This is a genomic window from Alloyangia pacifica (assembly GCF_020524285.1).
Taxonomy (GTDB): domain Bacteria; phylum Pseudomonadota; class Alphaproteobacteria; order Rhodobacterales; family Rhodobacteraceae; genus Salipiger; species Salipiger pacificus_B.
The window spans coordinates 411,427-435,265 of sequence record NZ_JAIVKX010000002.1 but is presented as its reverse complement, the minus strand read 5'-3'; the positions used below and the strand labels follow the sequence as shown (position 1 = coordinate 435,265).

The 23,839-nt window shown below is 66.4% G+C and carries 17 protein-coding genes; 7 read left to right on the top strand and 10 right to left on the bottom strand.

The window, feature by feature from the left end; genetic code table 11:
• The 7 genes from glgA to LC039_RS02890 all read right to left on the bottom strand — a co-directional run bounded on the left by glgA (window position 1) and on the right by LC039_RS02890 (window position 10,907).
• Window positions 1–1,443 (bottom strand): glycogen synthase GlgA, encoded by a 1,443-nt coding sequence (gene glgA, locus LC039_RS02920; protein WP_226621555.1) that lies wholly within the window; start codon window positions 1,441–1,443, stop codon window positions 1–3.
• On the bottom strand, window positions 1,440–2,702 hold the full coding sequence (gene glgC, locus LC039_RS02915; protein ID WP_226621554.1) for a glucose-1-phosphate adenylyltransferase: 1,263 nt from the start codon (window positions 2,700–2,702) through the stop codon (window positions 1,440–1,442). Before glgC ends, glgA begins: the two co-directional genes overlap by 4 nt.
• Window positions 2,703–2,764: 62 nt before the next feature.
• Complete coding sequence (glgB, locus tag LC039_RS02910; protein ID WP_226621553.1) at window positions 2,765–4,963, bottom strand: 1,4-alpha-glucan branching protein GlgB; 2,199 nt, start codon at window positions 4,961–4,963, stop codon at window positions 2,765–2,767.
• A gap of 72 nt (window positions 4,964–5,035) precedes the next feature.
• Entirely contained in the window at window positions 5,036–7,411 is a 2,376-nt protein-coding gene (locus tag LC039_RS02905; protein ID WP_226621552.1) for a glycogen/starch/alpha-glucan phosphorylase, read from the bottom strand.
• Between the two features lie 120 nt (window positions 7,412–7,531).
• Complete coding sequence (locus tag LC039_RS02900; RefSeq protein WP_226621551.1) at window positions 7,532–8,491, bottom strand: ROK family protein; 960 nt, start codon at window positions 8,489–8,491, stop codon at window positions 7,532–7,534.
• A 6-nt stretch (window positions 8,492–8,497) separates the two neighbouring features.
• Window positions 8,498–9,820 carry a GH1 family beta-glucosidase gene (locus LC039_RS02895; protein ID WP_226621550.1) on the bottom strand — a complete coding sequence of 441 codons (1,323 nt, stop codon included), beginning with the start codon at window positions 9,818–9,820 and terminating at the stop codon, window positions 8,498–8,500.
• A gap of 52 nt (window positions 9,821–9,872) precedes the next feature.
• Window positions 9,873–10,907 carry a LacI family DNA-binding transcriptional regulator gene (locus tag LC039_RS02890; RefSeq protein WP_226621549.1) on the bottom strand — a complete coding sequence of 345 codons (1,035 nt, stop codon included), beginning with the start codon at window positions 10,905–10,907 and terminating at the stop codon, window positions 9,873–9,875.
• Window positions 10,908–11,177: 270 nt separating this feature from the next.
• Between LC039_RS02890 and LC039_RS02885 the strand changes: the two genes are divergently transcribed.
• The 6 genes from LC039_RS02885 (at window position 11,178) to uvrA (ending at window position 20,694) form a co-directional block, all read left to right on the top strand.
• Window positions 11,178–12,572, top strand: a complete 1,395-nt coding sequence (locus LC039_RS02885) for an ABC transporter substrate-binding protein (protein ID WP_226621548.1) — start codon at window positions 11,178–11,180, stop codon at window positions 12,570–12,572.
• A 114-nt stretch (window positions 12,573–12,686) separates the two neighbouring features.
• Window positions 12,687–13,685, top strand: coding sequence for a carbohydrate ABC transporter permease (locus LC039_RS02880; RefSeq protein WP_226621547.1), 999 nt, complete (start codon window positions 12,687–12,689; stop codon window positions 13,683–13,685).
• 13 nt (window positions 13,686–13,698) lie between these two features.
• Window positions 13,699–14,838, top strand: a complete 1,140-nt coding sequence (locus LC039_RS02875) for a carbohydrate ABC transporter permease (RefSeq protein WP_226621546.1) — start codon at window positions 13,699–13,701, stop codon at window positions 14,836–14,838.
• Between the two features lie 16 nt (window positions 14,839–14,854).
• A complete protein-coding gene (locus LC039_RS02870) occupies window positions 14,855–16,498 on the top strand; it encodes an alpha-amylase family glycosyl hydrolase (protein WP_226621545.1) in 1,644 nt (547 codons plus the stop codon).
• Window positions 16,499–16,533: 35 nt separating this feature from the next.
• Window positions 16,534–17,625, top strand: a complete 1,092-nt coding sequence (locus LC039_RS02865; protein WP_226621544.1) for an ABC transporter ATP-binding protein — start codon at window positions 16,534–16,536, stop codon at window positions 17,623–17,625.
• 186 nt (window positions 17,626–17,811) lie between these two features.
• Window positions 17,812–20,694, top strand: a complete 2,883-nt coding sequence (uvrA, locus tag LC039_RS02860; RefSeq protein ID WP_226621543.1) for an excinuclease ABC subunit UvrA — start codon at window positions 17,812–17,814, stop codon at window positions 20,692–20,694.
• Between the two features lie 143 nt (window positions 20,695–20,837).
• On the opposite strand, the gene LC039_RS02855 is transcribed toward uvrA, so the two are convergent.
• Both LC039_RS02855 and LC039_RS02850 read right to left on the bottom strand, forming a co-directional pair.
• The gene (locus LC039_RS02855) at window positions 20,838–21,215 is read right to left on the bottom strand and encodes an excinuclease ABC subunit A (RefSeq protein ID WP_226621542.1); all 378 of its coding nucleotides are present in this window, start codon (window positions 21,213–21,215) and stop codon (window positions 20,838–20,840) included.
• A gap of 103 nt (window positions 21,216–21,318) precedes the next feature.
• Complete coding sequence (locus tag LC039_RS02850) at window positions 21,319–22,119, bottom strand: enoyl-CoA hydratase (RefSeq protein ID WP_264179421.1); 801 nt, start codon at window positions 22,117–22,119, stop codon at window positions 21,319–21,321.
• A gap of 54 nt (window positions 22,120–22,173) precedes the next feature.
• On the opposite strand from LC039_RS02850, the gene LC039_RS02845 reads away from it, so the two are divergent.
• Window positions 22,174–22,596, top strand: a complete 423-nt coding sequence (locus LC039_RS02845) for a PaaI family thioesterase (protein WP_226621540.1) — start codon at window positions 22,174–22,176, stop codon at window positions 22,594–22,596.
• A 7-nt stretch (window positions 22,597–22,603) separates the two neighbouring features.
• Here LC039_RS02845 and LC039_RS02840 read toward each other — a convergent pair whose 3' ends face one another.
• A complete protein-coding gene (locus LC039_RS02840) occupies window positions 22,604–23,656 on the bottom strand; it encodes an Ldh family oxidoreductase (RefSeq protein ID WP_226621539.1) in 1,053 nt (350 codons plus the stop codon).
• Between the last annotated feature and the right edge of the window lie 183 nt (window positions 23,657–23,839).

The following is a 23,839-nucleotide window of genomic DNA, read 5'->3' as shown; positions in this document are numbered from 1 at the left end:
TCATGCAGTCTTCGCCTTCTTTGCCGTCACCATGTCTGCGTAGAGCGCCGCGTATTTCGCCGCCGAATGGGTCCAGCTCACCGGCGAGGCCATCGCGTTGGTCATCATGCGCGTCCAGGTTTCCTTGTCCTGGTACAGAGTTATAAGCCGCATGAGCGATTGGGCCAGTGCCTGGGCGGTCACCGGATGGAATTGCAGCCCGGTTGCGCAGCCCGCTGCCAATCCGGCAGGCGATGCGTTGATCACCGTGTCCGCCAGGCCGCCGGTGAGCGCCACCAGCGGCAGGGTGCCGTAGCGCAGGCCGTAGAGCTGGGTCAGCCCGCAGGGCTCGAAGCGGGAGGGCACCAGGATCGCGTCACCCCCGGCCATCAGCCGATGCGCGAACGCCTCGTCGTAGCCGATCCGCACGGCCACCCCCGGATGCTTCTGCGCCTTGCGCTGGAAGGCTTCCTCGAGCCCGGGGTTGCCCGAACCCAGCAGCGCCAACTGGCCGCCGCGGTCGAGCAGCGCGGGCAGCGCCTGCATCAGGATGTCGAGGCCCTTCTGCTCGGTCATCCGCGAGATCACCACGCAGAGCGGGCCGGGCCAGTCGTCGGGCAGGTCCAGCTCCTTGCGCAGCGCCGCCTTGTGCTTGGCCTTCTCGGCGATGGTCTTGTAGGGCGGGGTCCAGATGTCCTCGTCGATGCCGTTGAGGATGCCGACCATGTCCTCCTGACGCTCGCGCAGCACGCCGTCGAGCCCCATGCCGAACTCCTTGGTCATCAGCTCGGAGGCATAGGTCGGCGAGACGGTGGAGAGCTTGTCGGCATAGACCAGCCCCGCCTTCAGCGCCGAGACGCTGTCCCAGAACTCGTAGCCGCGCTGGTGAAAGCCGGTGCGCGGCAGGCCGAGCGTGCCGATGCGCGCCGCGGGGGCCATGCCCTGGAAGGCGATGTTGTGGATGGTCATCAGCGAAGAGACCCGCCCCGCCGCACCCAGCTCGCGCAGGTAGAGCGGCGCGAAACCGGCCTGCCAGTCGTGGCAATGCAGGATCTGCGGGCTCCAGCCCTCGATCCCGTCGGCGCCGATCATCGCGGCGACCGACGACAGCGCCGCGAAGCGCTCGGGGTTGTCGCGCCAGTCGTTGCCGCTTTTGTCCATGTAGGGCCCGCCGTCGCGGTCGAAGAGATGCGGCGCCTCGAGCACGTAGAGCACCTGCGCGCTGGTCTCGGAGCCGAGCGGCGCTTTCAGCACCCGGGCCGGGCCGCCGAAGAGATCGCCGTATTCCGCCGCCACCGACTGCGTCGGTAGATTGGCGATGACCTGCCGGTAGCCCGGCAGCAGCACCCGCATGTCGACCCCGTGAACCGCCAGCGCGCCGGGCAGGGCGCCGACCACGTCGGCCAGCCCTCCGGTCTTGATCAGCGGCACACATTCCGAGGCGACAGACAGGACACGAGTCATTTGGCGGCTTCCCTCCGGTCGAGCATTCCTTGCGTGATCAGCGTCACGCCGCCGGGCGTGACACGGAACCACTTAGCGTCTTCCTCCGGATCCTCGCCGACCACAAGCCCCTCGGGGATATGCACCCCGCGATTGACCACGGTGTTTGTCAGGCGGACATGGCGCGAGACGTAAACGTTGGGCAAAAGTACCACACGTTCGAGCGAAGCATATGAATTCGTGTGCACCTTGGTGAACAGCAGCGACTCGCGAATCTCCGTGCCCGAGACGATGCAGCCGCCGGCGATCAGCGAGCTGACGGCGGAGCCCCGACGGTCTTCCTCGTCGTGGATGAACTTGGCGGGGGGCACCACTTCGCCATAGGTCCAGATCGGCCAGTCGGTGTCCCAGAGGTCGAGCTCGGGGTCGAAGTTGGTCAGGTCGATATTGGCCCGCCAGAAGGCATCCACCGTGCCGACGTCGCGCCAGTAGGCGGGTTTGCCGGCCTCGCGCACGCAGCTGTCCTCGAAGCGGTGCGCCTGCGCGCCGCCGGCCTCGACGATCTCGGGAATCATGTCGTTACCGAAATCATGGGTCGAGCTCTCCGAGCCGAGATCCTCCATCAGCTTGCCGCGGAGGTAGGACCAGTCGAAGACGTAGATGCCCATGCTGACCAGTGTCTTCTCGGGATCGTCCGGCAGGCCCGGCGGGTCCTTGGGCTTTTCCAGGAAGGAGGTGATCCGGTCGCTCTCGTTCACCGCCATGCAGCCGAAGGCGCTGGCCTCGTGGCGGTCCACGGTGAGGCAGCCGACGGTGACCTGCGCGCCGCTGTCGACGTGCTGCTGCAGCATCTCCTCGTAGTCCATTTTATAGATATGGTCGCCCGCGAGGATGACGATGTAGTCGATGTCGTAGCTGTCGATGATGTCGATGTTCTGGGCCACCGCATCGACGGTGCCGCGGTACCAGGTCTGCTCGTTGTAGCGCTGCGAGGCCGGCAGGATGTCGAGGAACTCGTTGCGCTCGGCGCGGAAGAAATTCCAGCCGCGCTGGCAATGGCGGATCAGGCTGTGCGCCTTGTACTGCGTGGCGAGGGCGATCTTGCGGATGCCGGAGTTGAGCGCATTCGACAGGGCGAAGTCGATGATCCGGGCCTTGCCGCCGAAATAGACGGCGGGCTTGACGCGAAAATTCGTCAACTCGTGCAGGCGCGAGCCACGCCCCCCCGCAAGCACGAAGGCCATGCTGCGGCTGGCGAGCCTCTGGGAACGTCGGGGCATTCGTCTCCTCCTTTACTTAAATGCGATGTGTCGGGCAAAGCCGTGACACGGGTATGAATGGATCAGCTTTCCTCGCGGACGAGGAAGATCGCCGAAAGCGGCGGCAGGAAGAGCTCGGCCGAGGCGGGGTAGCCGTGGCTGGGCTCGTCGTCGGCGATGACGCGGCCGAAATTCCCGCGATTGCCACCACCGTAGAGGCCTGCATCGGTGTTCAGCGCCTCGCGCCAGACGCCGGTGTCGGGCAAGCCGATGCGGTAGCTCGGCTGCTCGGCAGGCGTGAAATTGCAGATCACCGCGACCTCGGGCTCGTCGGCGCGACCGCGGCGGATCCACGAGAAGACCGAGTTGCCGGTGTCGCCGCCTGCGATCCAGGCGAAGCCCTCCTCCTCGCAGTCCTTGGCGTGGAGCGCCGGGGTCTCGCGGTAGAGCGTGTTGAGATCGCGGACCAGCCGCTGCATCCCGGCATGCTGCGGGTCGTCGAGGCTGGCCCAGTCGATCTCGGCGTCATGGTTCCACTCGTGCGCCTGCGCGAACTCCTGTCCCATGAACAGCAGCTTCTTGCCGGGGTGTCCCCACATGAAGCCGTAGTAGGCGCGCAGGTTGGCGAATTTCTCCCACTGGTTTCCCGGCATCTTGCCGAGCATCGAGCCCTTGCCGTGCACCACCTCGTCGTGGCTGATCGGCAGGATGAAATTCTCGGAAAAGGCGTAGACCAGCCCGAAGGTCATCTGGTGGTGGTGATAGCTGCGGTAGATGGGCTCCTTGCGGATGTATTCGAGCGTGTCGTTCATCCAGCCCATGTTCCACTTGAAACCGAAGCCGAGCCCGCCCTGATCCACCGGCGAGGAGACGCCCGGATAGGCGGTGCTCTCCTCGGCGACGTTCATGATCCCGGGGTGCTGGCCGTAGCACTCGATGTTCATCCGGCGCAGCATCGAGATCGCCTCGTAATTCTCGCGGCCGCCGTCCTTGTTGGGCACCCATTCGCCCTCGGGGCGGGAGTAGTCGCGGTAGAGCATCGAGGCCACCGCATCCACCCGCAGCCCGTCGGCGTGGTATTCCTCGAGCCAGTAGAGCGCGTTGGCGGTCAGGTAGTTGGCGACCTCGGCGCGGCCGTAGTTGTAGATCAGCGTGTTCCAGTCGTGGTGGAAGCCTTCCTTGGGGTCGGCGTGCTCGTAGAGCGCGGTGCCGTCGAAACGCCCGAGGCCATGCGCGTCGGTGGGGAAGTGGCCGGGCACCCAGTCAAGGATCACCCCGATCCCGGCGCGGTGCGCGGCATTCACCAGATCGCGGAACTCGTGCGGCAGACCGTGGCGGATGGTCGGGGCGAACATGCCGATCGGTTGGTAGCCCCAGGAGCCGTCGAACGGGTACTCGCTGATCGGCAGCAACTCGATATGGGTGAAGCCCATCTCGGCGACGTAGTCGATCAGCTCCTCGGCGGCCTCGATGTAGGAGATCGGTCGCCCCCAGTCCTTGCGCCGCCAGGAGGGCAGGTGGACCTCGTAGATGGAGATCGGCGCGGCCCGGCTCTGCGCTTCGGCGCGGGTCTCGAGCCATGCCTCGTCCGACCAGCCGTAGCCGGAGATGTCGCGAACGATCGAGGCATTGGCGGGCGGATGCTCCGAGCCGAAGCCGATGGGGTCGGCCTTGCGCGGCTGCACCGTGCCGTCGGGGCCGACGATCTCGTAGCGGTAGAAGGCGCCGTCGCCGACATGCGGCACGAAGATCTCCCACACGCCGGTGTTGCCGCGGCGGCGCATGGGGTTGCGCAGCCCGTCCCACCAGTTGAAGTCACCGACCACCGAGACGCGTTTGGCGTTGGGTGCCCAGACCGCGAAATGCGTGCCGGGCGTGCCCTCGTGGGTCATCACATGCGCACCAAGCGCTTCCCAGAGACGCTGGTGGTTGCCTTCGCCGAGCAGGTACTCGTCGATCTCGCCGAGCACGGTGCCGAAGCGGTAGGGATCCTCGCGCTCGAAGAGATGCGGCTCGCCGTCCTCGCCATGATCCTCGCCGCAGAGGGTGTAGGCCATGTCGCCGGGCACCGGGCCGTGGAAGAAGCCCGGCACGTTGGTCGGCTCCAGGGGGTGGCGCACCCCCTTGACCACGGCCCACATGCGGTCGGCGCCGGGATCATAGGTGGTGACATATCTTTCGCCGTCCTGCTCGTGCGGGCCCAGCACCGCGAAGGGATCGTCGTGCTGGCCCCGCAGCAGTCGCAGCAGTGCAGACTCGGGGGGTGTGGACGCGTGGCTCATGGCTTGACTGTAGCCGCTTCCGCGCCTCTGGCAATGATCTGAGACATTCAGGTCCCTGAAGATCTTGGCAGATCAGAGCATGCTGTCGGCGCCCCAGATGTCATGCATGTAGCCGCGGATGGTCCGGTCCGAGGAGAACCAGCCGGAGCGCGCGGTGTTCAGCGCCGCCATCTTCGCCCAGGACCGCGTGTCCTTGAAGGCCGCGTCCACCTCGCGCTGCGCGCGCCAGTAGTCGGTGAAGTCCGAGCAGACGAGGAAGTAGTCGGCGCCCTCGAGGTTGCTGGTGATGCCGTGGTAGCGGTCCGGCTCGCCGGGCGAGAAGCGGCCGTCGCGGATCAGGTCGAGGGCGCGCTTGAGACGCGAGTCGGCCTGCACCGCCTTCCAGGCGTGGCCTTCGATCTTGCGGCGCTCCATCACCTCGTCGGCGGTCATGCCGAAGAGGAAGAAGTTCTCGGCGCCGACGTGCTCGCGGATCTCGACGTTGGCGCCGTCGAGCGTGCCGACGGTCGGCGCGCCGTTCAGCGCGAACTTCATGTTGCCGGTGCCCGAGGCTTCCTTGCCGGCGGTGGAGATCTGCTCCGACAGGTCGGCGGCGGGGATCATCCGCTCGGCGAGGCTGACGTTATAGTTCGGCAGGAAGGCGATCTTGAGATAGGGCGCGGTCACCGGATCGGCGTTGATCACCGCGGCGGCGTCGTTGATCAGCCGGATGATGTCCTTGGCAAAGAAATAGCCGGGCGCGGCCTTGCCGCCGAAGAGCTTCAGGCGCGGGGTCCAGTCGGCGTTGGGATTGTCGCGGATCTCGGCCCAATGGGCGATGGTCTCGAGGATATTGAGGTGCTGGCGCTTGTACTCGTGCAGGCGCTTGATCTGCACGTCGAAGAGCATCTCGGGATCGACGTGCAGCCCGTAGCTCTCGGCCATCCAACTCGACAGCTCGGCCTTGTTGTCGCGCTTGACCTGCGCGTAGCGGTCGAGCCAGCCGCTGTCCTCGATAAAGGGTTCGAGCTTCTTGAGCTGCTCGAGATCGTCCACCCAGTCTTCGCCGATGGACTCGGTGATCAGCCCGGCAAGCCGCGGGTTGCAGCCGAGCAGCCAGCGCCGCGGGGTGACGCCGTTGGTCTCGTTGACGATGCGGTCCGGGTGCAGATTGTGCAGCTCCTCGAAGACGGTGGTCTTCATCAGCTCGGTGTGCAGCGCCGAGACGCCGTTGACCTTATGCGCCATGACGAAGCTGAGCTGGCCCATCTTCACCTGGTGATCGGCCCGCATCGAGTTCATCCGCGAGGGGTTCTGCTTGGCATGGGTGCTGTCGATCTGGTCGATCAACTCGATGTGGCGCGGCAGCAGGCGGCCGAAGAGCGTCTCGTCCCAGGTTTCCAGCGCCTCGGGCAGAAGCGTGTGGTTGGTGTAGCTCAGGCAGCCCTGGGCGATCTCCATCGACTCCTCGAAGGAAAGGCCGCGCTCGTCGTGCAGCACGCGCACCAGCTCGGGGCCCGCGATCGCCGGGTGGGTGTCGTTGAGCTGGATCGCCACCTTCGACGGCAGCTTGCGCAGGTCGCCGAACTGGTTGTTGAAGCGGCGCAGGATGTCGCGCAGGGCGGCGGCGGTGAGGAAGTATTCCTGCTTGAGCCGGAGCTCCTTGCCCTGTTCGGTGGTGTCATCGGGGTAGAGCACGCGGGAGATGGTCCGCGCCAGCGCCTCGGGCTGGGCGGCCCCGGCGAAGTCGCCGTGGTTGAACCGGTCGAGGTCGAAGGGATGGATGGCGCGCCCCGACCAGAGCCGCAGCGTGTTGGCCCAGCGACCCTTCCAGCCGACGACGGGCGTGTCGAACGCCTCGGCGTCGACGACCTCGCCGGGATACCAGCGCACGGTCTCGCCGCGCTTGTCGACATGGCCGCCGAAGCCGATGCGGTAACGCACCTCGGGGCGCTCGAACTCCCAGGCGTGGCGCTGTTCGAGCCAGAGCTCCGGCTGCTCCACCTGCCGGCCATCGACGAAGCTCTGCCGGAACAACCCGTGCTCGTAGCGGATGCCGTAGCCATGCGCCGGGCAGCCGATGGTCGAGAGGCTCTCGAGGAAGCAGGCGGCGAGGCGCCCGAGTCCGCCGTTGCCGAGCGCTGCATCGGGCTCGTCGGCGAGCACCATCCCGTAGTCCTTGCCGAACTCCTCGAGCACGGCCTTGGCCTCCTCGACCAGCTCGAGGTTCACGATCCCATCCTCGAGCAGCCGTCCGATGAGGAACTCCATCGACAGGTAGTAGACCCGCTTTGCCCCGGAATCGTAGGTCTTGCCGGTCGCCGCGATCCAGGCGTCGGTGATCCGGTCGCGCACCGCGTAGCTCAGCGCCATGCGCCAGTCCTCGAGGATCGCGTGCTCGGGATCCTTGCCGAAGGAATAGCGAAGATGCTGGATGATGGAGTCGCGCAGGGAGGCAGTCGTGGTCATGGGGAGGCTCACTCGCTTTGGTAAAGACGAAAGGTTGCGCCGGTCGACCTAGGGCGTTTGCACGATTGATGAACAGTTTTTGTTACGCAAACGCAACTGCGTTGCACATTGCGCCGCGATTTACGGCAATTCGCTCAAGTGGCAGGCACATCCCGTGAGCGCCGCATAATCGTCGGTCACAAGGCTCACCGGGAACTGCGTCATGAACTCGGCGAAGCGGCCGCGGTCGCAAAACGCCTGCTCGAAGGTGCCGCTGGTGAGGTAGGGGCCGAAGTGCCGCGCCACGCCGCCGATCAGGTAGATGCCGCCGAAGGGCAGGGTGGTGAGCGCGAGGTTGCTGCACACCCGTCCCGTCATCCGCACGAAGACCTCGATGGCCCGCAGCGCGCGCTCGTCGGTGCCCGCCTGCACGGCCTCCATGATCTGCTGTGCTTCCAGCGCCTCGCCCGCGCCGTCCTCGTCGCAGAGCCAGGCATAGACCCGCTCGAAACCGCGGCCCGAGAGGATGTGCTCCACGCTCGGCCCCTGGTGCTTGCGCTCGATGTAGCGCAGTAGGCGCATCTCTTCCTCGGTCTGCACCGGGATCGCCACGTGGCCCGCTTCCGACGGCGGCACCAGCGTGCGGTCGCCAAGCCGGAACACCGGCGCCGCGTTCATGCCGGTACCGATGCCGACCACCAGTCGCGCTGCCTGCGGGCTCGCGGGCTGGCCCGGCAGGATCGTCGTCAGGCAATCGTCGGCGATGTGGCCGAGCGCATGGCCCTGCGCCTGCAGGTCGTTGAGCACAGAGATGGTCTCGGCCCCGGTGGCCTCGGCCAGGGTCGGGCGATCGATTTCCCAGTCGATATTGGTCAGCCGGCCCGCGCCGTCGCGGACCGGGCCGGCGACCGCGACACAGGCCGCGTCGACCTTTGCGCCCTTCTCGGCGAGGTAGTGCTTCAGGACAGCGCCGATGCCGTCGTTCTCGGCATTGCGGTAGCGCGTCACCGATCCTTCGAGCAGCGTGCCGCCTTCGCTGAGCGCCACCCGGGTGTTGGTGCCACCGATATCCGCCAGAACTGCCGTGCCGCCGCTGCTCATGATGCCTTACTCCGTTAGCGCTCTCGCAAGCGCGTGGTAAGAGGCTTTGGGCGTGCGTTCAAGGGTGTCGAAGTCCACATGCACCAGCCCGAAGCGTTTTTCGTAGCCGAGGCTCCATTCGTAGTTGTCGAGCAGCGACCAGGCGAAATAGCCCTTCACCGGCGCGCCGCCGGCGATCGCCTTGCGGACCTCGGCGAGATGATCGTCGAGATAGGCGATGCGGTCCTGGTCGTCCACGCCGCCGGCGACCAGCGGATCGGGCGCGGCCATGCCGTTCTCGGTCACGTAGAGCGGAAGATCGCCGGTGTACTCCGTTGCCAGCCGGGTCAGGAACTGCGACAGGCCCTGCGGGTAGATCTCCCAGTCCATGAAGGTCTTGGGCAGCGGGCCCTCGACTTCCTGCAGCGACGGCCAGGGGCCCTTGCTGGGCGCGATCACCTTGCGCGTGTAGTAGTTCAGCCCGCACCAGTCGAGCTTCTGGGTGATCAGCCCGAAGTCGTCCTGCCAGTTCGCGGGCATGTGCGGCTCGAGCCCGTCGAGCACGATCTGCGGGTATTCCCCCTTGAACACGCCGCCAGTGAACCAGCGGTTGTAGATGCCGTCGTAGAGTTCGGTGGCATGGCGCGCGTCCTCGGTGTCATCGGCGGGGGTGGCCCATTCCATGTTGAACACGCCGCCGAGGTTGGTCATGCCGAACCCGCGCATCACCTCGATGGCGCGGCCGTGGGCAAGCAGCACGTGGTGCATGGCGCGGGCGGTGGCGCGGATGTCGCGGATGCCCGGCGCCTGGAGCCCCATGAAATGCGACAGCCAGGCAACGCACCACGGCTCGTTGATCGGCGCGACCGAGTGCATCCGGTCACCGATGCGCTTCATCAGCACCTCGGTGAACTCGCCGAACCAATGCGCCACGTCGCGGTTGCGCCAGCCGCCGAGGTCGGCGAGCGCCGAGGGCAGCTCCCAGTGGTAGAGCGTGGCGCAGGGCTTGATGCCGCGTTCGAGCATGGCGTCGGTCAGCCGGTCGTAGAAGTCGAGCCCCGCCTGGTTGACCGCGCCGCGACCCTCGGGGAGCACCCGCGCCCAGCTTGTCGAGAAGCGGTAGGCGTCGAGGCCCGCGGCCTTCACCAGATCGAGATCCGCCTCGTAGCGGTGGTAGTGGTCGCAGGCACGGTCGCCGTTCTCGGCGCGCACGACATTGCCGGGCGTGGCGGCGAAATCATCCCAATGGGTGCGTCCTGCGCCGCCGAAGGCATGGCCCTCGATCTGGTAGCTGGAGGTGGCGACGCCGAAGAGGAAATCCTCGGGAAAATCCTTGCGGGTGAACTGCATGGCGTGTCCTTGTCGGTGAAAGAGGTGGGCGAGGGCGTGGCGTGGCCGAGCTTTATCGGGCGTCCTGCGGGACGGGTCCGGTGGAGCCGCCGATGATCAACTGCGCCTCGAGTAGGCGAGGCTGCGCGGGCAGCGCGGGGTCGGCGATATGTGCCAGCAGCATCGCGGCGGCGATGCGACCGGCCTCGTAGACCGACGAGCGGGTGGCGGTGAAGATCGGCACGTCCGGCCCGTTGCGCAGGAAGCTCAGATCGTCGTCATGGGTGATCACCGACACGTCGCGGCCCATCTCCAGCCCGGCGGCGTGGATGGCGCGGCGGATTCCGATGGCGGCGATCACCGACGAGGTGATCATCGCGGTGGGCCGGTCGGGCAGGGCGAGCATACGCGCGGCGCTCTCGAAGCCGTAGCTCTCGGTCATCTCGCCCGCGGTCATGTAGCGCGGGTCGACGGCGGCGCCGCGCCCGGCCATGGCCTGCTCAAACCCGACCCGGCGACGGTAGGCGAAATCCATGAACTCGAGCCCGTTGATCAGCGCGATGCGGCGGTGGCCCAGGTCGAGCAGGAAGTCGGTGGCGCGCTGGAAGGCATGGGTGTTGTTCATGTCGACCCAGCTGTAGGGCAGGTCGAGCTCGGTGGCGCGGCCATGCACCACGAAGGGCAGGCCGAGCTGGCGCAGAAAGGGAATCCGCGCGTCCGTCATCGAGGGGCCATGCACGATGATCCCGTCGACATTGCCCTTGGCCTTGAGCCGGCGGTAGTTTTCCTTCTCGTCGCGATCACCGGTGACCGACAGGGTCATGTCGTATCCGGCCTTGACGTATTCCTCCGATGCGCCAGCTATGAAATCACCGAACACCGGGTTCATCATCTGGTGCTGGGTCGACATCGGGATCACGTGGCCGATGGCCATGGCGCGCCCCGTCGCCAGCCCCTTGGCTCGCGCGTTCGGGGCATAGTTGAGCGCCTGCGCCGCCTCCATCACACGCTTGCGGGTCTGCTCGTTGACCTCCGGGTAGCCATTGAGCGCCCGACTCACGGTGGTCTGCGAGAGATTGAGGTGCGCGGCCAGTTGCTTGAGGTTCATCGGGGCATTTCCAAAGCGCTTCGGTACCTGACGACAGTAGCGGCAAAAAGGGGTATTCGGGAAGACCCTTTCAGATGGTCCGGCCTAGCTGCAGCGCAGCATGATTTTTCCAATGGTCGCAGAGATGCGTGATTGACAAACGGGGTCCAAACGCGTGAGGCTGCGACTATCTCAAAGCGCTTTGGGGTGAGGAGTGCCCCCTGCGCGCATAAAATGACTTGATTTCCTGCGGCCGGCAGAGCCGCGACATATCGGGAGGACATTGACGACATGACCAAGCGAACAACACCCGTCCGCGGCGCGCGCGCCATTTTGGGATCGGTGGCGGCCCTGGCGCTCTGCGCCGGCGCGGCCCAGGCGCAGGCGCAGGCGCAGGCGCAGATGGTGTTCACCCCCGGAGAGGGCGGCTTCAACTGGGACAGCCTCGAGGCCTTCGGCGCCGAGCATGACCTTTCGGGCCAGACGCTGAGCATCTTCGGCCCCTGGCGCGGCGACGACCAGGCGCTGGTCGAGACCGTGCTGGCCTATTTCGAAGAAGCCACCGGCGCCACAGTCAGCTACGCCTCGTCTGAAACCTACGAGCAGCAGATCGTCATCGACACCGAGGCAGGCAGCCCGCCGAACATCGCCATCCTGCCGCAGCCGGGCCTGATCCAGGATCTCGTCTCCAAGGGCTTCGTCGAGCCGCTGGGGGACGAAACCGCCGATTGGCTGCGCGAAAATTACGCCGCGGGCGAGAGCTGGGTGAGCCTCGGCTCCTACGAGGGGCCCGACGGCGCCGAGGCGCTCTATGCCTTCCCCTACAAGATCGACGTGAAATCCCTGGTCTTCTACGTGCCCGAGAACTTCGAGGACGCGGGCTACGAAGTGCCCGAGACCATGGAGGATCTGAAGGCGCTGACCGAGCAGATCTCCGAGGAGGGCGAGACGCCCTGGTGCATCGGTCTCGGCTCCGGCGGCGCCACCGGCTGGCCGGCGACCGACTGGGTCGAGGACATGATGCTGCGAGTGCAGCCGCCCGAGGTCTACGACCAGTGGGTGACCAACGAGATTTCCTTCGACGACCCCAAGGTGATCGAGGCGATCGAGGAGTTCGGCTGGTTCGCCAAGAACGACGACTTCGTCAATGGCGGCACCGGTGCGGTGGCCACCACCGACTTCCGCGAGAGCCCCGACGGTCTCTTCGCCTCGCCGCCGCAGTGCTACATGCACCACCAGGCCAGCTTCATCCCGACCTTCTTCCCGGAAGGCACCGAGATGGGCATCGACGCGGACTTCTTCTACATGCCCGCCTACGAGGGCAAGGATCTCGGCCAGCCAGTGCTGGGTGCGGGCACGCTCGCCTTCATCACCAAGGACAGCGACTCCGCGCGCGCCTTCATCGAGTTCCTGAAGACGCCGATCGCGCATGAGATCTGGATGGCCCAGTCGGGCTTCCTGACACCCTACAAGGACGCCGATGCCGAGCTTTACGGCTCGCCGACCCTGAAGAAGATGGGCGAGATCCTGCTTGATGCCACCACCTTCCGCTTCGACGCCTCGGACCTGATGCCCGGCGCGGTGGGCGCGGGCAGCTTCTGGACCGGCATGGTCGACTACGTCGGCGGCAAGTCGGCCGAAGACGTTGCGACGGCGATTCAGAAAAGCTGGGACGCCAACAAGTAACTCGGCTTAGAGTGAACGCGGGGCGCCGCGACCACCTTCCTTCGAAGGAAGGTGCAAGTCTCTTCCAAGGGACTTGCGGCGCCCCGGACGACCGCAAGGCAAGGGGAGGACGTCATGCATCCGGCATTTCAGGCCGTACTGACCATCGTGATCGGGCTCGGCGGCTGCATCGGCTATTTCTGGTTCTCGAACCAGCTGCTCGACAAGGTTCTCTTCCCGGCCCGCGGCCCCAACATCGGCCGCAACATCCGCAGGGCGGAAATGATCCGTCCCTGGCTCTTCCTCTTTCCCGCGATCTTCGCACTCGGCCTCTATCTAGCCTATCCGGTGGTGGCGACCTTCTGGCTCTCGCTCACAGACCGCGACCAGGGCGGCGCCTTCGTCGGGCTGGCCAACTACCAGCAGATGCTGCGCGAGGCGAAGTTCTGGGAGGCGATCCGCAACAACATGCTGTGGCTCATCGTCGTTCCCGCCGCCTCCACCGCCTTCGGGCTGCTGGCGGCGCAGCTCACCGACCGCATCAGCTGGGGCAATATCGCGAAGTCATTGATCTTCATGCCGATGGCGATCTCCTTCGTCGGCGCCTCGGTGATCTGGAAGCTGGTCTATGATTTCCGTCCCATCGGGCAGGAGCAGATCGGCATCCTCAACGCCTTCTGGGTCTGGCTCGGCGGCGAGCCGCAGACCTGGCTGACGATCACGCCGTGGAACAACTTCCTGCTGATGGTGGTGCTGATCTGGATCCAGACCGGCTTTGCCATGGTGATCCTCGGCGCCGCCCTGCGTGGCATCCCCGAAGAGACGGTCGAGGCGGCCATCGTCGACGGTGCCAACCCGTTCCAGATCTTCTTCAAGATCAAGGTGCCGCAGATCCGTTCGACCATCGTCGTGGTCTGGACGACGATCACCCTGGTGGTGCTGAAGATCTTCGACATCGTGCTCGCCATGACCAACGGCCAGTGGCAGACGCAGGTGCTGGCCAACTACATGTACGACAAGCTTTTCCGCGCCTTCGACTGGGGCGTCGGCTCGGCCGCGGCCATGGTGATCATGCTGCTGGTCTCGCCGATCCTGGTGTGGAACGTGATCAACGCGCGCCGCGAGATGCGCTGAGGGAGGCCCGGACATGGAAGGCATGGCAGGACAGAAATCGCATCTCACCTGGGCGGTGCACATCTCGGTGGCGCTGCTGGTGGCGCTCTGGCTCTTCCCGACGGTCGGCCTGCTGGTGTCGTCCTTCCGGACCGCCGAGCAGATCTCCAACTCCGGCTGGTGGTCGGCCTTCTCGGCGCAGAAGGGACAGCTTCCGGCGATCCGCATCTCCGGCGACGAGGCGCGGGAGGACGGCCTCTACGTGATCGACGGCAACCTCTTCGGCACCGCCGAGACGACGCTGTCGGCCTGGGGCACCTCGTCGCGCGCGCCGGAGGCCTACGAGCCGGACACGCAGGTCGATCTCGATGACGGCTGGCAGCTCACGGTGGAACGTTCGGGCGATTTCCGGCTGACCGGCCCGCAGAGCTTCGAGGGGGAGCGCCTGCCACGGGTCTTCGCCACCGCCACCACGCCGCCGGAATTCACGCTTGAGAACTACGTCAACGTGCTCTTCGGCACCACCGCCGGGGCAGGGGTCGGACAGGCGTTTCTCAACACGCTGACGGTGTCGATCCCGGCGACGGTGATCCCCATTCTCGTCGCCGCCTTTGCCGCCTACGCGCTGGCCTGGATGGAATTCCCCGGCCGCGCCCTGCTGGTCGCGGCCGTGGTGGCGCTGCTGGTGGTGCCCTTGCAGCTCGCACTGATCCCGCTGCTGCAGCTTCACAACAACATCGGCATCGGCAAGGGCTACCTCGGGGTCTGGCTGGCGCACACCGGCTTTGGCCTGCCGCTGGCTATCTACCTGCTGCGCAACTACATGGTCGGCCTACCCAAGGACATCATCGAGAACGCCCGCGTCGACGGCGCCTCGGACTTCCAGATCTTCACCAAGATCGTGCTGCCGCTGTCCTTCCCGGCGCTGGCGAGCTTCGCCATCTTCCAGTTCCTCTGGACCTGGAACGACCTGCTGGTGGCGCTGGTCTTCCTTGGCACCGACGACGACCGGCTGGTGCTGACCGCGCGGCTGGTGAACCTGATGGGCTCGCGCGGGGGGCAATGGGAGATCCTTGCAACCTCGGCTTTCGTGTCGATCGTCGTGCCGCTGATTGTTTTCTTCGCAATGCAGAAATACCTCGTGCGCGGCCTGCTTGCAGGCTCCGTGAAGTGATCGAAAGAACAGGTCCATGAGCAACAACACCCTCCCAGTCCCCTCGACCCAAGACCGTGACTGGTGGCGCGGCGCGGTGATCTACCAAGTCTACCCGCGCAGCTTCCAGGACAGCAACGGCGACGGTATCGGCGATCTGCTCGGCATCTCCCGCCGCCTGCCGCACATTGCCTCGCTCGGCGTCGACGCGGTCTGGATCTCGCCCTTCTTCCGCTCGCCGATGAAGGACTTCGGCTACGACGTGAGCGACTATTGCGACGTCGACCCGATGTTCGGCAGCCTCGCCGATTTCGACGTGCTGATCGAAACCGCGCATCAGCTCGGCCTCAAGGTGCTGATCGACCTCGTCATGTCGCACAGCTCTGACCAGCACCCGTGGTTCGAGGAGAGCCGCAGCTCCAAGGACAACCCGCGCGCCAACTGGTACGTCTGGGCCGACGCCAAGCCCGACGGCACGCCGCCGAACAACTGGCTGTCGATCTTCGGCGGCTCGGCCTGGCAATGGGACACCACGCGCTGCCAGTACTATCTGCACAACTTCCTGACCTCGCAGCCCGACCTCAACTTCCACGAGCCGCAGGTGCAGAAGACCCTGCTCGACGTGGCGGAGTTCTGGCTCGACCGCGGGGTGAACGGCTTCCGCCTCGACACGGTGAACTTCTACACCCATGACGCCGAACTGCGCGACAACCCGGCGCTGCCGCCCGAGCGGCGCAACCCGATCACCGCCCCGGCGGTGAACCCCTACACCTGGCAGGAACACCTCTACGACAAGACCCAGCCCGAGAACCTCGCGTTCCTCGCCAAGCTGCGCAAGCTGATGGACCGCTACAACGCCGCCGCCGTAGGCGAGATCGGCGAGGACCTGCGCGGGCTCGAAGTGCTGGGCGAATACACCTCGGGCAACGAGCACCTGCAGATGTCCTACGCCTTCGAGTTGCTTTCGGACAAGGCGCCCTCGGCGCCCTACGTCAAGGAAGTGATGGACAAGGTGCACGAGGTGGCCAGCGACGGCTGGGCCTGCTGGGCCTTCTCGAACCACGACGTGGTCCGCCACGTCTCGCGCTGGAACATCGGCGACGGCGGCGCGCGCGCCTACACCACGCTGATGATGTGCCTGCGCGGCTCGGCCTGCATCTACCAGGGCGAGGAACTGGCGCTGCCCGAGGCGGTGCTGGCCTTCGAGGACCTGCAGGATCCCTACGGCATCCGCTTCTGGCCCGCCTTCAAGGGCCGCGACGGCTGCCGCACGCCGATGGTCTGGGAGCCGAACGCCCATCACGGCGGCTTCACCGAGGGCCAGCCCTGGCTGCCGGTAAGCCACGAGCACCTGCGGATGACCGTCGAGGACCAGGAAAAGGATCCCGCGGCTATCCTGCATCACTACCGCCGCGCGATCGCCTTCCGCCACGCCCATTCGGCGCTGCGCAAGGGCGAGATCACCGATGTGACCGCGACGGGCAATGTGCTCAGCTTCCGCCGCGTGGACGAGCGCGAAGAGCTGTTCTGCGCCTTCAACATCGGCCCGGAACCGGCGGTGATCGACGCGCCCGCGGGCAAGTGGCAGCAGGTGGGTGTCGAGCTCGGCTCGACCGGGACCGCGCCGGACGGCAAGTTCCACCTCGGGCCCTGGCAGCCCGCGCTGGCGCTGCGGATGTGATCGGCGGATACGAAAGATAAGGGGAGGCGGAGACGATGGCAGACCTGAAACTCACCGATGTCGGAAAGACCTATGGCGGGACGGTCGAGGTGCTCAAGCACATCGACCTCGACATCAAGGCGGGCGAGCTCATCGTCTTCGTCGGCCCCTCCGGCTGCGGCAAGTCGACCTTGCTGCGGATGATCGCCGGGCTCGAGCGGATCACCGCGGGCACGCTGGAGATCGACGGCCAGCAGGTCAACGACGTGCCCCCGGCGCAGCGCGGCATCGCCATGGTGTTCCAGAGCTACGCGCTCTACCCGCATATGACCGTGCGCGACAACATGTCCTTCGCCCTGCAGATCGCCAAGAAGAGCAAGGAGGAGATCGCCGCCGCGGTCGAACGCGCCGCCAAGATGCTGCAGCTAGAGCCCTATCTCGACCGTCTGCCGAAGGCGCTTTCGGGCGGCCAGCGGCAGCGTGTCGCCATCGGCCGCGCCATCGTGCGCGACCCCAAGGTTTTCCTCTTTGACGAGCCGCTCTCGAACCTCGATGCGGCGTTGCGCGTCGCCACGAGGATCGAGATCGCCCAGCTCAAGGAGGCATTGCCCGACCGCACGATGGTCTACGTCACCCATGACCAGGTCGAGGCGATGACCCTCGCCGACCGCATCGTGGTGCTGGCCAACAAGGGGGTCGCGCAGGTGGGCTCGCCGCTGGAGCTCTACGAGACCCCCAACAGCGAGTTCGTCGCGCAGTTCATCGGCTCCCCGGCGATGAACATGCTGGCGGGCGAGGTGATCGGCACGGGCGCGCAGACCACCGTCCAGCTGGAGACCGGCGGCACCGCGGTCTCGGACGTGCCGACCAGCGAGTCGGACATGGGGCTGCAGGTCAACGCCGGCATCCGCCCCGAGGATTTCACCGTCGCGACAGTCGAACCGGTGTTCACCGGCAAGGTTGCGCTGACCGAGGCACTCGGCGAGGTCACCCTGCTGCACTTCGAGCCGCAGCCCGGCTGCAAGGAGGCGGTGATTGCCAAACTTCCCGGCATCCACAAGGGCCTGCGCGGCACCGATGTCGGGCTGAGCGCCGATCCCTCGAAGGTGCATCTCTTCACCGGCGGCATCTCGCTGCGCTACCGCTGAGCACCGCAAAGGCCGTGATCGGCTTTTGCCCCTCTCCTCGCAGAGAGGTGCTCCCGCCCTGCGCGCGGATGCGTTACCATGCAAAGGCGCATTCCCGTCCCGCATGTTCTCATTAAGTTCTCATTTACCCATTGCGATCCGGGGCGTTTCCCCTATGTGTAGGGGCGTTCCTGTCCCGAGGGTCTCATGCCAGAGCTGAAGCAGATCGAAGTGCGCGGCGCGCGCGAGCACAATCTCAAGAACATCGACGTGGACATCCCGCGCGACGAGCTGGTGGTGATCACCGGCCTGTCGGGCTCGGGCAAGTCCTCGCTCGCCTTCGACACGATTTACGCCGAGGGCCAGAGGCGCTACGTCGAGAGCCTCTCGGCCTACGCGCGGCAGTTCCTCGACATGATGGAAAAGCCCGATGTTGATCACATCGCCGGCCTGTCGCCGGCGATTTCCATCGAGCAGAAGACCACCTCGAAGAACCCGCGCTCGACGGTCGGCACGGTCACAGAGATCTACGACTACCTGCGCCTGCTGTTTGCCCGCGTCGGCACACCCTACAGCCCGGCCACCGGCCTGCCCATCGAGGCGCAGCAGGTTCAGGACATGGTCGACCGCGTTATGGCGCTGGAGGAGGGCACCCGCGGCTACCTGCTGGCGCCGATCATCCGCGACCGCAAGGGCGAGTACCGCAAGGAATTCCTCGAGCTGCGCAAGCAGGGCTTCCAGCGGGTCAAGGTGGATGGCGAGTTCTACGAGCTTGATGAGCCGCCGACCCTCGACAAGAAATTCCGCCACGACATCGACGTGGTGGTCGACCGCATCGTCGTGCGCGAGGGGCTGGAGACGCGGCTGGCCGACAGTTTCCGCACCGCGCTCGATCTGGCGTCGGGCATTGCCGTGCTGGAAACCGCCCCGCGCGAAGGCGAGGGCGAGGCCGAGCGGATCACCTTCTCCGAGAACTTCTCCTGCCCAGTCAGCGGCTTCACCATCTCCGAGATCGAACCGCGCCTGTTCTCCTTCAACGCCCCCGTCGGCGCCTGCCCGGAGTGCGACGGTCTCGGCGTCGAGCTGTTCTTCGACGAGAATCTCGTGGTGCCCGACATCACGCTGAAGGTCGCCGACGGCGCCATCGCGCCCTGGCGCAAGGGCAAGTCGCCGTATTTCCTGCAGACCATCGAGTCGATCGCCAAGCACTACGAGTTCAACAAGAACGCGCGCTGGAAGGATCTGCCGAAGAAGGTGCAGGACGTCTTCCTGCACGGCTCCGGCAAGGAGGAAATCCCCTTCCGCTACGACGAGGGCGGCCGCGTCTACCAGGTGACCCGCGCCTTCGAGGGGGTGATCCCCAACATGCAGCGCCGCTACCGCGAGACCGACAGCGCCTGGGTGCGCGAGGAATTCGAGCGCTACCAGAACAACCGCCCCTGCGGCGCCTGCGGCGGCTATCGCCTGCGTCCCGAAGCGCTCGCGGTAAAGATCGGCTCGGCCAAGAAGGACACGCTGCTGCACGTCGGCCAGGTGGTGCAGATGTCGATCCGGGAGGCGCACGACTGGATCGAGACCGTCCCCGAGGCGCTCTCGGGCCAGAAAAACGAGATCGCCCGCGCCATCCTGAAGGAGATCCGCGAGCGTCTCGGCTTCCTCAATAACGTCGGCCTCGAGTATCTGACCATGTCGCGCTCGGCCGGCACGCTCTCGGGTGGCGAGAGCCAACGCATCCGTCTTGCCTCGCAGATCGGCTCCGGCCTGACCGGCGTGCTCTACGTGCTCGACGAGCCCTCGATCGGGTTGCACCAGCGCGACAACGACCGGCTCATCGGCACGCTGAAATCGCTGCGCGACCAGGGCAACACGGTGATCGTCGTCGAGCATGACGAGGACATGATCCGCCAGGCCGACTACGTCTTCGACATCGGCCCCGGCGCCGGGGTGCATGGCGGGCAGGTGGTCAGCCACGGCACGCCGCAGATGATCTCGGACGATGCCGCCAGCCTCACCGGCCAGTATCTCGCCGGCACGCGCGAGATCGCCGTGCCCGCCGAGCGCCGCAAGGGCAACGGCAAGATGCTCAAGGTGGTCAAGGCGACGGGCAACAACCTCAAGGAGGTGACCGCCGAGTTCCCGCTGGGCAAGTTCGTCTGCGTCACCGGCGTCTCGGGCGGCGGCAAGTCGACGCTGACCATCGAGACGCTCTACAAGAACGCCGCCATGCGGCTCAACGGCGCCCGCGAGACCCCGGCGCCCTGCGAGACGATCAAGGGCTTCGAGTATCTCGACAAGGTCATCGACATCGACCAGCGCCCGATCGGTCGCACGCCGCGCTCCAACCCGGCGACCTACACCGGCGCCTTCACCCCGATCCGCGACTGGTTCGCCGGGCTCCCCGAGGCCAAGGCGCGCGGCTACAAGCCCGGGCGCTTCAGCTTCAACGTCAAGGGCGGCCGCTGCGAGGCCTGCCAGGGCGACGGCGTCATCAAGATCGAGATGCACTTCCTGCCCGACGTCTACGTCGAATGCGAAACCTGCAAGGGCCAGCGCTACAACCGCGAGACGCTGGAGATCAAGTTCAAGGGCAAGAGCATCGCCGATGTGCTTGATATGACGGTAGAAGAAGCGCAGGACTTCTTCCAGTCCGTGCCCTCGATCCGCGAGAAGATGGACGCGCTGATGCGCGTCGGCCTGAGCTACGTGAAGGTCGGCCAGCAGGCGACCACCCTCTCGGGCGGCGAAGCGCAGCGGGTGAAACTGTCGAAGGAACTGGCGAAACGCTCCACGGGCCGCACGCTTTACATCCTCGACGAGCCGACCACGGGCCTGCACTTCGAGGACGTGCGCAAGCTCCTCGAGGTGCTGCACGAGCTGGTCGAGCAGGGCAACACGGTGGTGGTGATCGAGCACAATCTCGACGTCATCAAGACCGCCGACCACATCATCGATATCGGCCCCGAGGGCGGCGACGGCGGCGGCGAGATCGTCGCCACCGGCACGCCCGAGGACGTGGCCGAGGTCGGGCGCTCGCACACCGGCCACTACCTCAAGCCGATGCTGCGCACGGGCAAGGTTGCCGCGGAATAGCAGGCATGGCGCGTCCGCAAGGGCGCGCCACTGCGTATTTGAAAAGAGAAGAAGGACCGGTCGCTCCAAGAGGCGCCGGTCCTTGTTTCTTCTAGGCGGAAATATCCCGGGGGGTCAGGGGGGCAGCGCCCCCCTGCGCCAGCTCACTTCGCCAGCTGCGCGATGCCGCCGATGATGTCCAGCACGGCCCCGGTGTCCGGGTCGACCCGGTAGACGTAGTCGTCGACGTTGTAATAGGTCCGGCGCGGGTCGAGCTGGTAGCGGCCCGGATCGCGGATGACGATATAGTTGTCACGGATCCGGTCACCGCGGTCGAAGCGGTGAATGCGGATCTCGTCGCGGTCATGGTCGCGATCCCGGTCATGGTGACCTTGCTGGACCTTCTTGTACTGGCCCGGTGGCATGCAGGCCGCGTTCTTCTTGGCAAGGCCCGGCGGGCAGCCCTTGGGGGCCGCGGATGCAGCCATGGGCGTGGCGAGGGCGGCGGCGGTCAGAGCCGTGAGGGCGAGGGTACGCAACATGATGGTCTCCTGTACGTGGTGCGGAGTTATACGCAGAGAACGCTCCCCTCCGCCGCATTGGTTCCGAAAAACACCGCGCAATCAGCGGCTTTCCGCCAAGCGTTCACGGCCTCCAATCGGGTTTGCGCTTGTCCAGGAAGGCCGCGATGCCCTCGTCGGTGTCGCGCTCCAGCATGTTCTGCACCATCACCTCGGCGGTCAGCGCATAGGCCTCCTCGAGCGGCAGTTCCGCCTGCGCGTAGAACGCCTGCTTGCCGATGGTCACCGCCTGCGGCAGCTTTGACGCCACGCTTTCGGCCAGCGCCTGCGCCGCGGCGGGCAGCTCTGCGGCGGGCACCACGCGGTTGACCAGCCCCATGGCCTGCGCTTCGTCTGCGTGGATGAACCGCCCGGTGGTGAGCATCTCGAAGGCCTGCTTGCGCGGCAGGTTGCGGGTCAGCGCCACCATGGGGGTCGAACAGAAAAGGCCGAGGTTCACGCCGTTCACCGCGAAGCGCGCGTCCTCGGCCGCCACCGCCATGTCGCAGCTCGCCACAAGCTGGCAGCCGGCGGCGGCGGCGATGCCGTGCACCTGGGCGATCACCGGCTGGGGCAGGCGGGTCAGCCCCACCATCACCCGCGCGCAGCGGGCGAAGAGATCGGCGAAATAGGCCGCCCCCTTGTCCTCGGCCTGCCGCCCGGCCTGCATCTCGCGCAGGTCGTGCCCGGCGCAGAACACCTTGCCCGCGCCCGAGATCACCACCGCGCGGATCGTCCGGTCCTGCGACAGCGCGTCGATCTGCGCCTGCAGCGCCGCCAGCATGGCATCCGACAGCGGGTTGAGCCGCTCGGGCGCGTTCAGCCGCAGGTGGGCGACGGGTCCGGTGTCGTGACGTTCCAGAATTGCCATCTTGTCCTCCTCCATCCTCGCGGGCAGCCTAGCCAGCGAGGATCAGGGGCGAAAGGGGCGGGAGGTCGCATGGCGCTGCAGTTCACCATTCCGGAGATGACCGGCTTCCTGTCGGAGGTGTTTCCGCAGATCGAGGGCATGTTCGCCATCGACCGGATGGACGAGGAACTGCTGGTGATGCGGTTGATCGTGGAGGAGCAGCACCTACGGCCCGGCGGCACCGTCTCGGGCCCGTCGATGTTCGCGCTGGCCGACGTGGCGGCCTATGTGGCGACCATGGCGCGGATCGGACGCGAGGCACTCACCGTGACCACCCATTGCTCGATCGACTTCATGCGCAAGCCCGAGGCCGGGCGGGACCTTCTGGCCGCGGCGCGGGTGCTGAAGATGGGCCGCAGCCTGAGCGTGATCGACGTGCTGCTCTACTCCGAGCACTCGGATGACCCGGTCGCCCATGCGTCGCTGACCTACGCCATTCCGCCGCGGCGCTGAGCGGCCCTCAGCGCGGCTCCGGGAAAGGGAGCCCGGCCTCGGCGGCGCAGGCGCGGATACGGGTGAGCACTTCGTCGGGCAGGGCAATGCCCTCGGTCTTCGCCCGCGCGGCGGCGACGGCGGCGCGGTCACCGGGGATGCGCACCGGGCGGGCGGCGTCGATCGGGCGGCTGTTGCGGCAGGCCTCGTTCAGGTGCTCGACCTGCGCCACGAAGGCCTCGCGGCCGCCAAAGGCCTCGGGTTCCATCACCTGCAGGAAGACATTGGCGCCCCAGCGGGTCGGTGCCTCGACCCGCCCATGCCCGGCCAGCGCCTGCGACAGCATCTCGACCATCAGCCCCATGGCAAAGCCCTTGTGACCATGGTCCGCGCCACCCACCGGAAGGATCGAGCCCTTCGGGGTCTGGTTGATGACGGTGGGGTCGGTGGTTGACTGTCCCGCGCCGTCCAGCATCCAGGGAAACGCGAACTCGGTGCCGGAGTTGATGTGCTCGCGCACCTTCGACAGCGTGGTGATCGAGGCGCAGGTGTCGATCAGCACCGGATGGTCGCGGCCCGGGTAGCCGACGGCCCAGGGGTTGGGGGTCAGCAGCGGCTCGCAGCCGCCGTAGGGGGCAACCCACTGCCCCGAGGGATCGGAGGTGGCGATGTAGCACACGAAACCCTTCTCGGCGGCGATGCGGGTCAGCGCCGAGAGGCAGCCGATGTGATGGCTGCGGCGGATCGCCATTGCGGCCATGCCATAGTCGGCGGCGCGCTCCATGCAGGTGTCGAGCGCCCGGGTCATCACCCAGTGGCCGGGCAGGTAGTTGCCATCCCAGAGCAGCGTGACCTTGTTGTCGGCCAGCACCTCGTGCGCGCCGTGCTTGGTCATCAGGTCCTTCGCCAATTCCGGCAGGTAGTAGGAGACCATCGAGATGCCATGCGTGGTGACGCCGATCTCGTCGGTCTGGATCAGCAGCTCGGCAACGGTCTCGGCCTTCTCGGGCGGCAGGCCGCCGCCGGCCAGCAGGTCTCTGGCAAGGGTGAAGAGGGCGGTGCGGTCGAAACTCTGGGTCATGCGGGATTTGTCGGCCGGAGCTCACTTTGGGTCAATCGGCAATTCGCGACCGTCGCGTTTTTCCCCGCGAGCCCGGAGGCATGCCATTGGCGCCGCCGCGCATAGAGGGGTTGCGAAGCGGCACGATCGGCGCAATCCTCCGCGGTGAAACGGCATGCCGCGTCCTGACAGGGAGGAGGACCG

What these genes read in the sequence shown, in the direction of transcription:
- LC039_RS02840 (WP_226621539.1), bottom strand. Translation starts at nt 23,656, where the DNA reads ATGACCCAGAGTTTCGACCGCACCGCCCTCTTCACCCTTGCCAGAGAC.
- glgB (WP_226621553.1), bottom strand. Translation starts at nt 4,963, where the DNA reads ATGAGCCACGCGTCCACACCCCCCGAGTCTGCACTGCTGCGACTGCTG.
- LC039_RS02900 (WP_226621551.1), bottom strand. Translation starts at nt 8,491, where the DNA reads ATGAGCAGCGGCGGCACGGCAGTTCTGGCGGATATCGGTGGCACCAAC.
- LC039_RS02890 (WP_226621549.1), bottom strand. Translation starts at nt 10,907, where the DNA reads ATGAACCTCAAGCAACTGGCCGCGCACCTCAATCTCTCGCAGACCACC.
- LC039_RS02850 (WP_264179421.1), bottom strand. Translation starts at nt 22,119, where the DNA reads ATGGAGGAGGACAAGATGGCAATTCTGGAACGTCACGACACCGGACCC.
- LC039_RS02865 (WP_226621544.1), top strand. Translation starts at nt 16,534, where the DNA reads ATGGCAGACCTGAAACTCACCGATGTCGGAAAGACCTATGGCGGGACG.
- LC039_RS02875 (WP_226621546.1), top strand. Translation starts at nt 13,699, where the DNA reads ATGGAAGGCATGGCAGGACAGAAATCGCATCTCACCTGGGCGGTGCAC.
- glgA (WP_226621555.1), bottom strand. Translation starts at nt 1,443, where the DNA reads ATGACTCGTGTCCTGTCTGTCGCCTCGGAATGTGTGCCGCTGATCAAG.
- LC039_RS02880 (WP_226621547.1), top strand. Translation starts at nt 12,687, where the DNA reads ATGCATCCGGCATTTCAGGCCGTACTGACCATCGTGATCGGGCTCGGC.
- LC039_RS02895 (WP_226621550.1), bottom strand. Translation starts at nt 9,820, where the DNA reads ATGCAGTTCACCCGCAAGGATTTTCCCGAGGATTTCCTCTTCGGCGTC.
- LC039_RS02870 (WP_226621545.1), top strand. Translation starts at nt 14,855, where the DNA reads ATGAGCAACAACACCCTCCCAGTCCCCTCGACCCAAGACCGTGACTGG.
- LC039_RS02855 (WP_226621542.1), bottom strand. Translation starts at nt 21,215, where the DNA reads ATGTTGCGTACCCTCGCCCTCACGGCTCTGACCGCCGCCGCCCTCGCC.
- LC039_RS02845 (WP_226621540.1), top strand. Translation starts at nt 22,174, where the DNA reads ATGGCGCTGCAGTTCACCATTCCGGAGATGACCGGCTTCCTGTCGGAG.
- uvrA (WP_226621543.1), top strand. Translation starts at nt 17,812, where the DNA reads ATGCCAGAGCTGAAGCAGATCGAAGTGCGCGGCGCGCGCGAGCACAAT.
- glgC (WP_226621554.1), bottom strand. Translation starts at nt 2,702, where the DNA reads ATGCCCCGACGTTCCCAGAGGCTCGCCAGCCGCAGCATGGCCTTCGTG.
- LC039_RS02905 (WP_226621552.1), bottom strand. Translation starts at nt 7,411, where the DNA reads ATGACCACGACTGCCTCCCTGCGCGACTCCATCATCCAGCATCTTCGC.
- LC039_RS02885 (WP_226621548.1), top strand. Translation starts at nt 11,178, where the DNA reads ATGACCAAGCGAACAACACCCGTCCGCGGCGCGCGCGCCATTTTGGGA.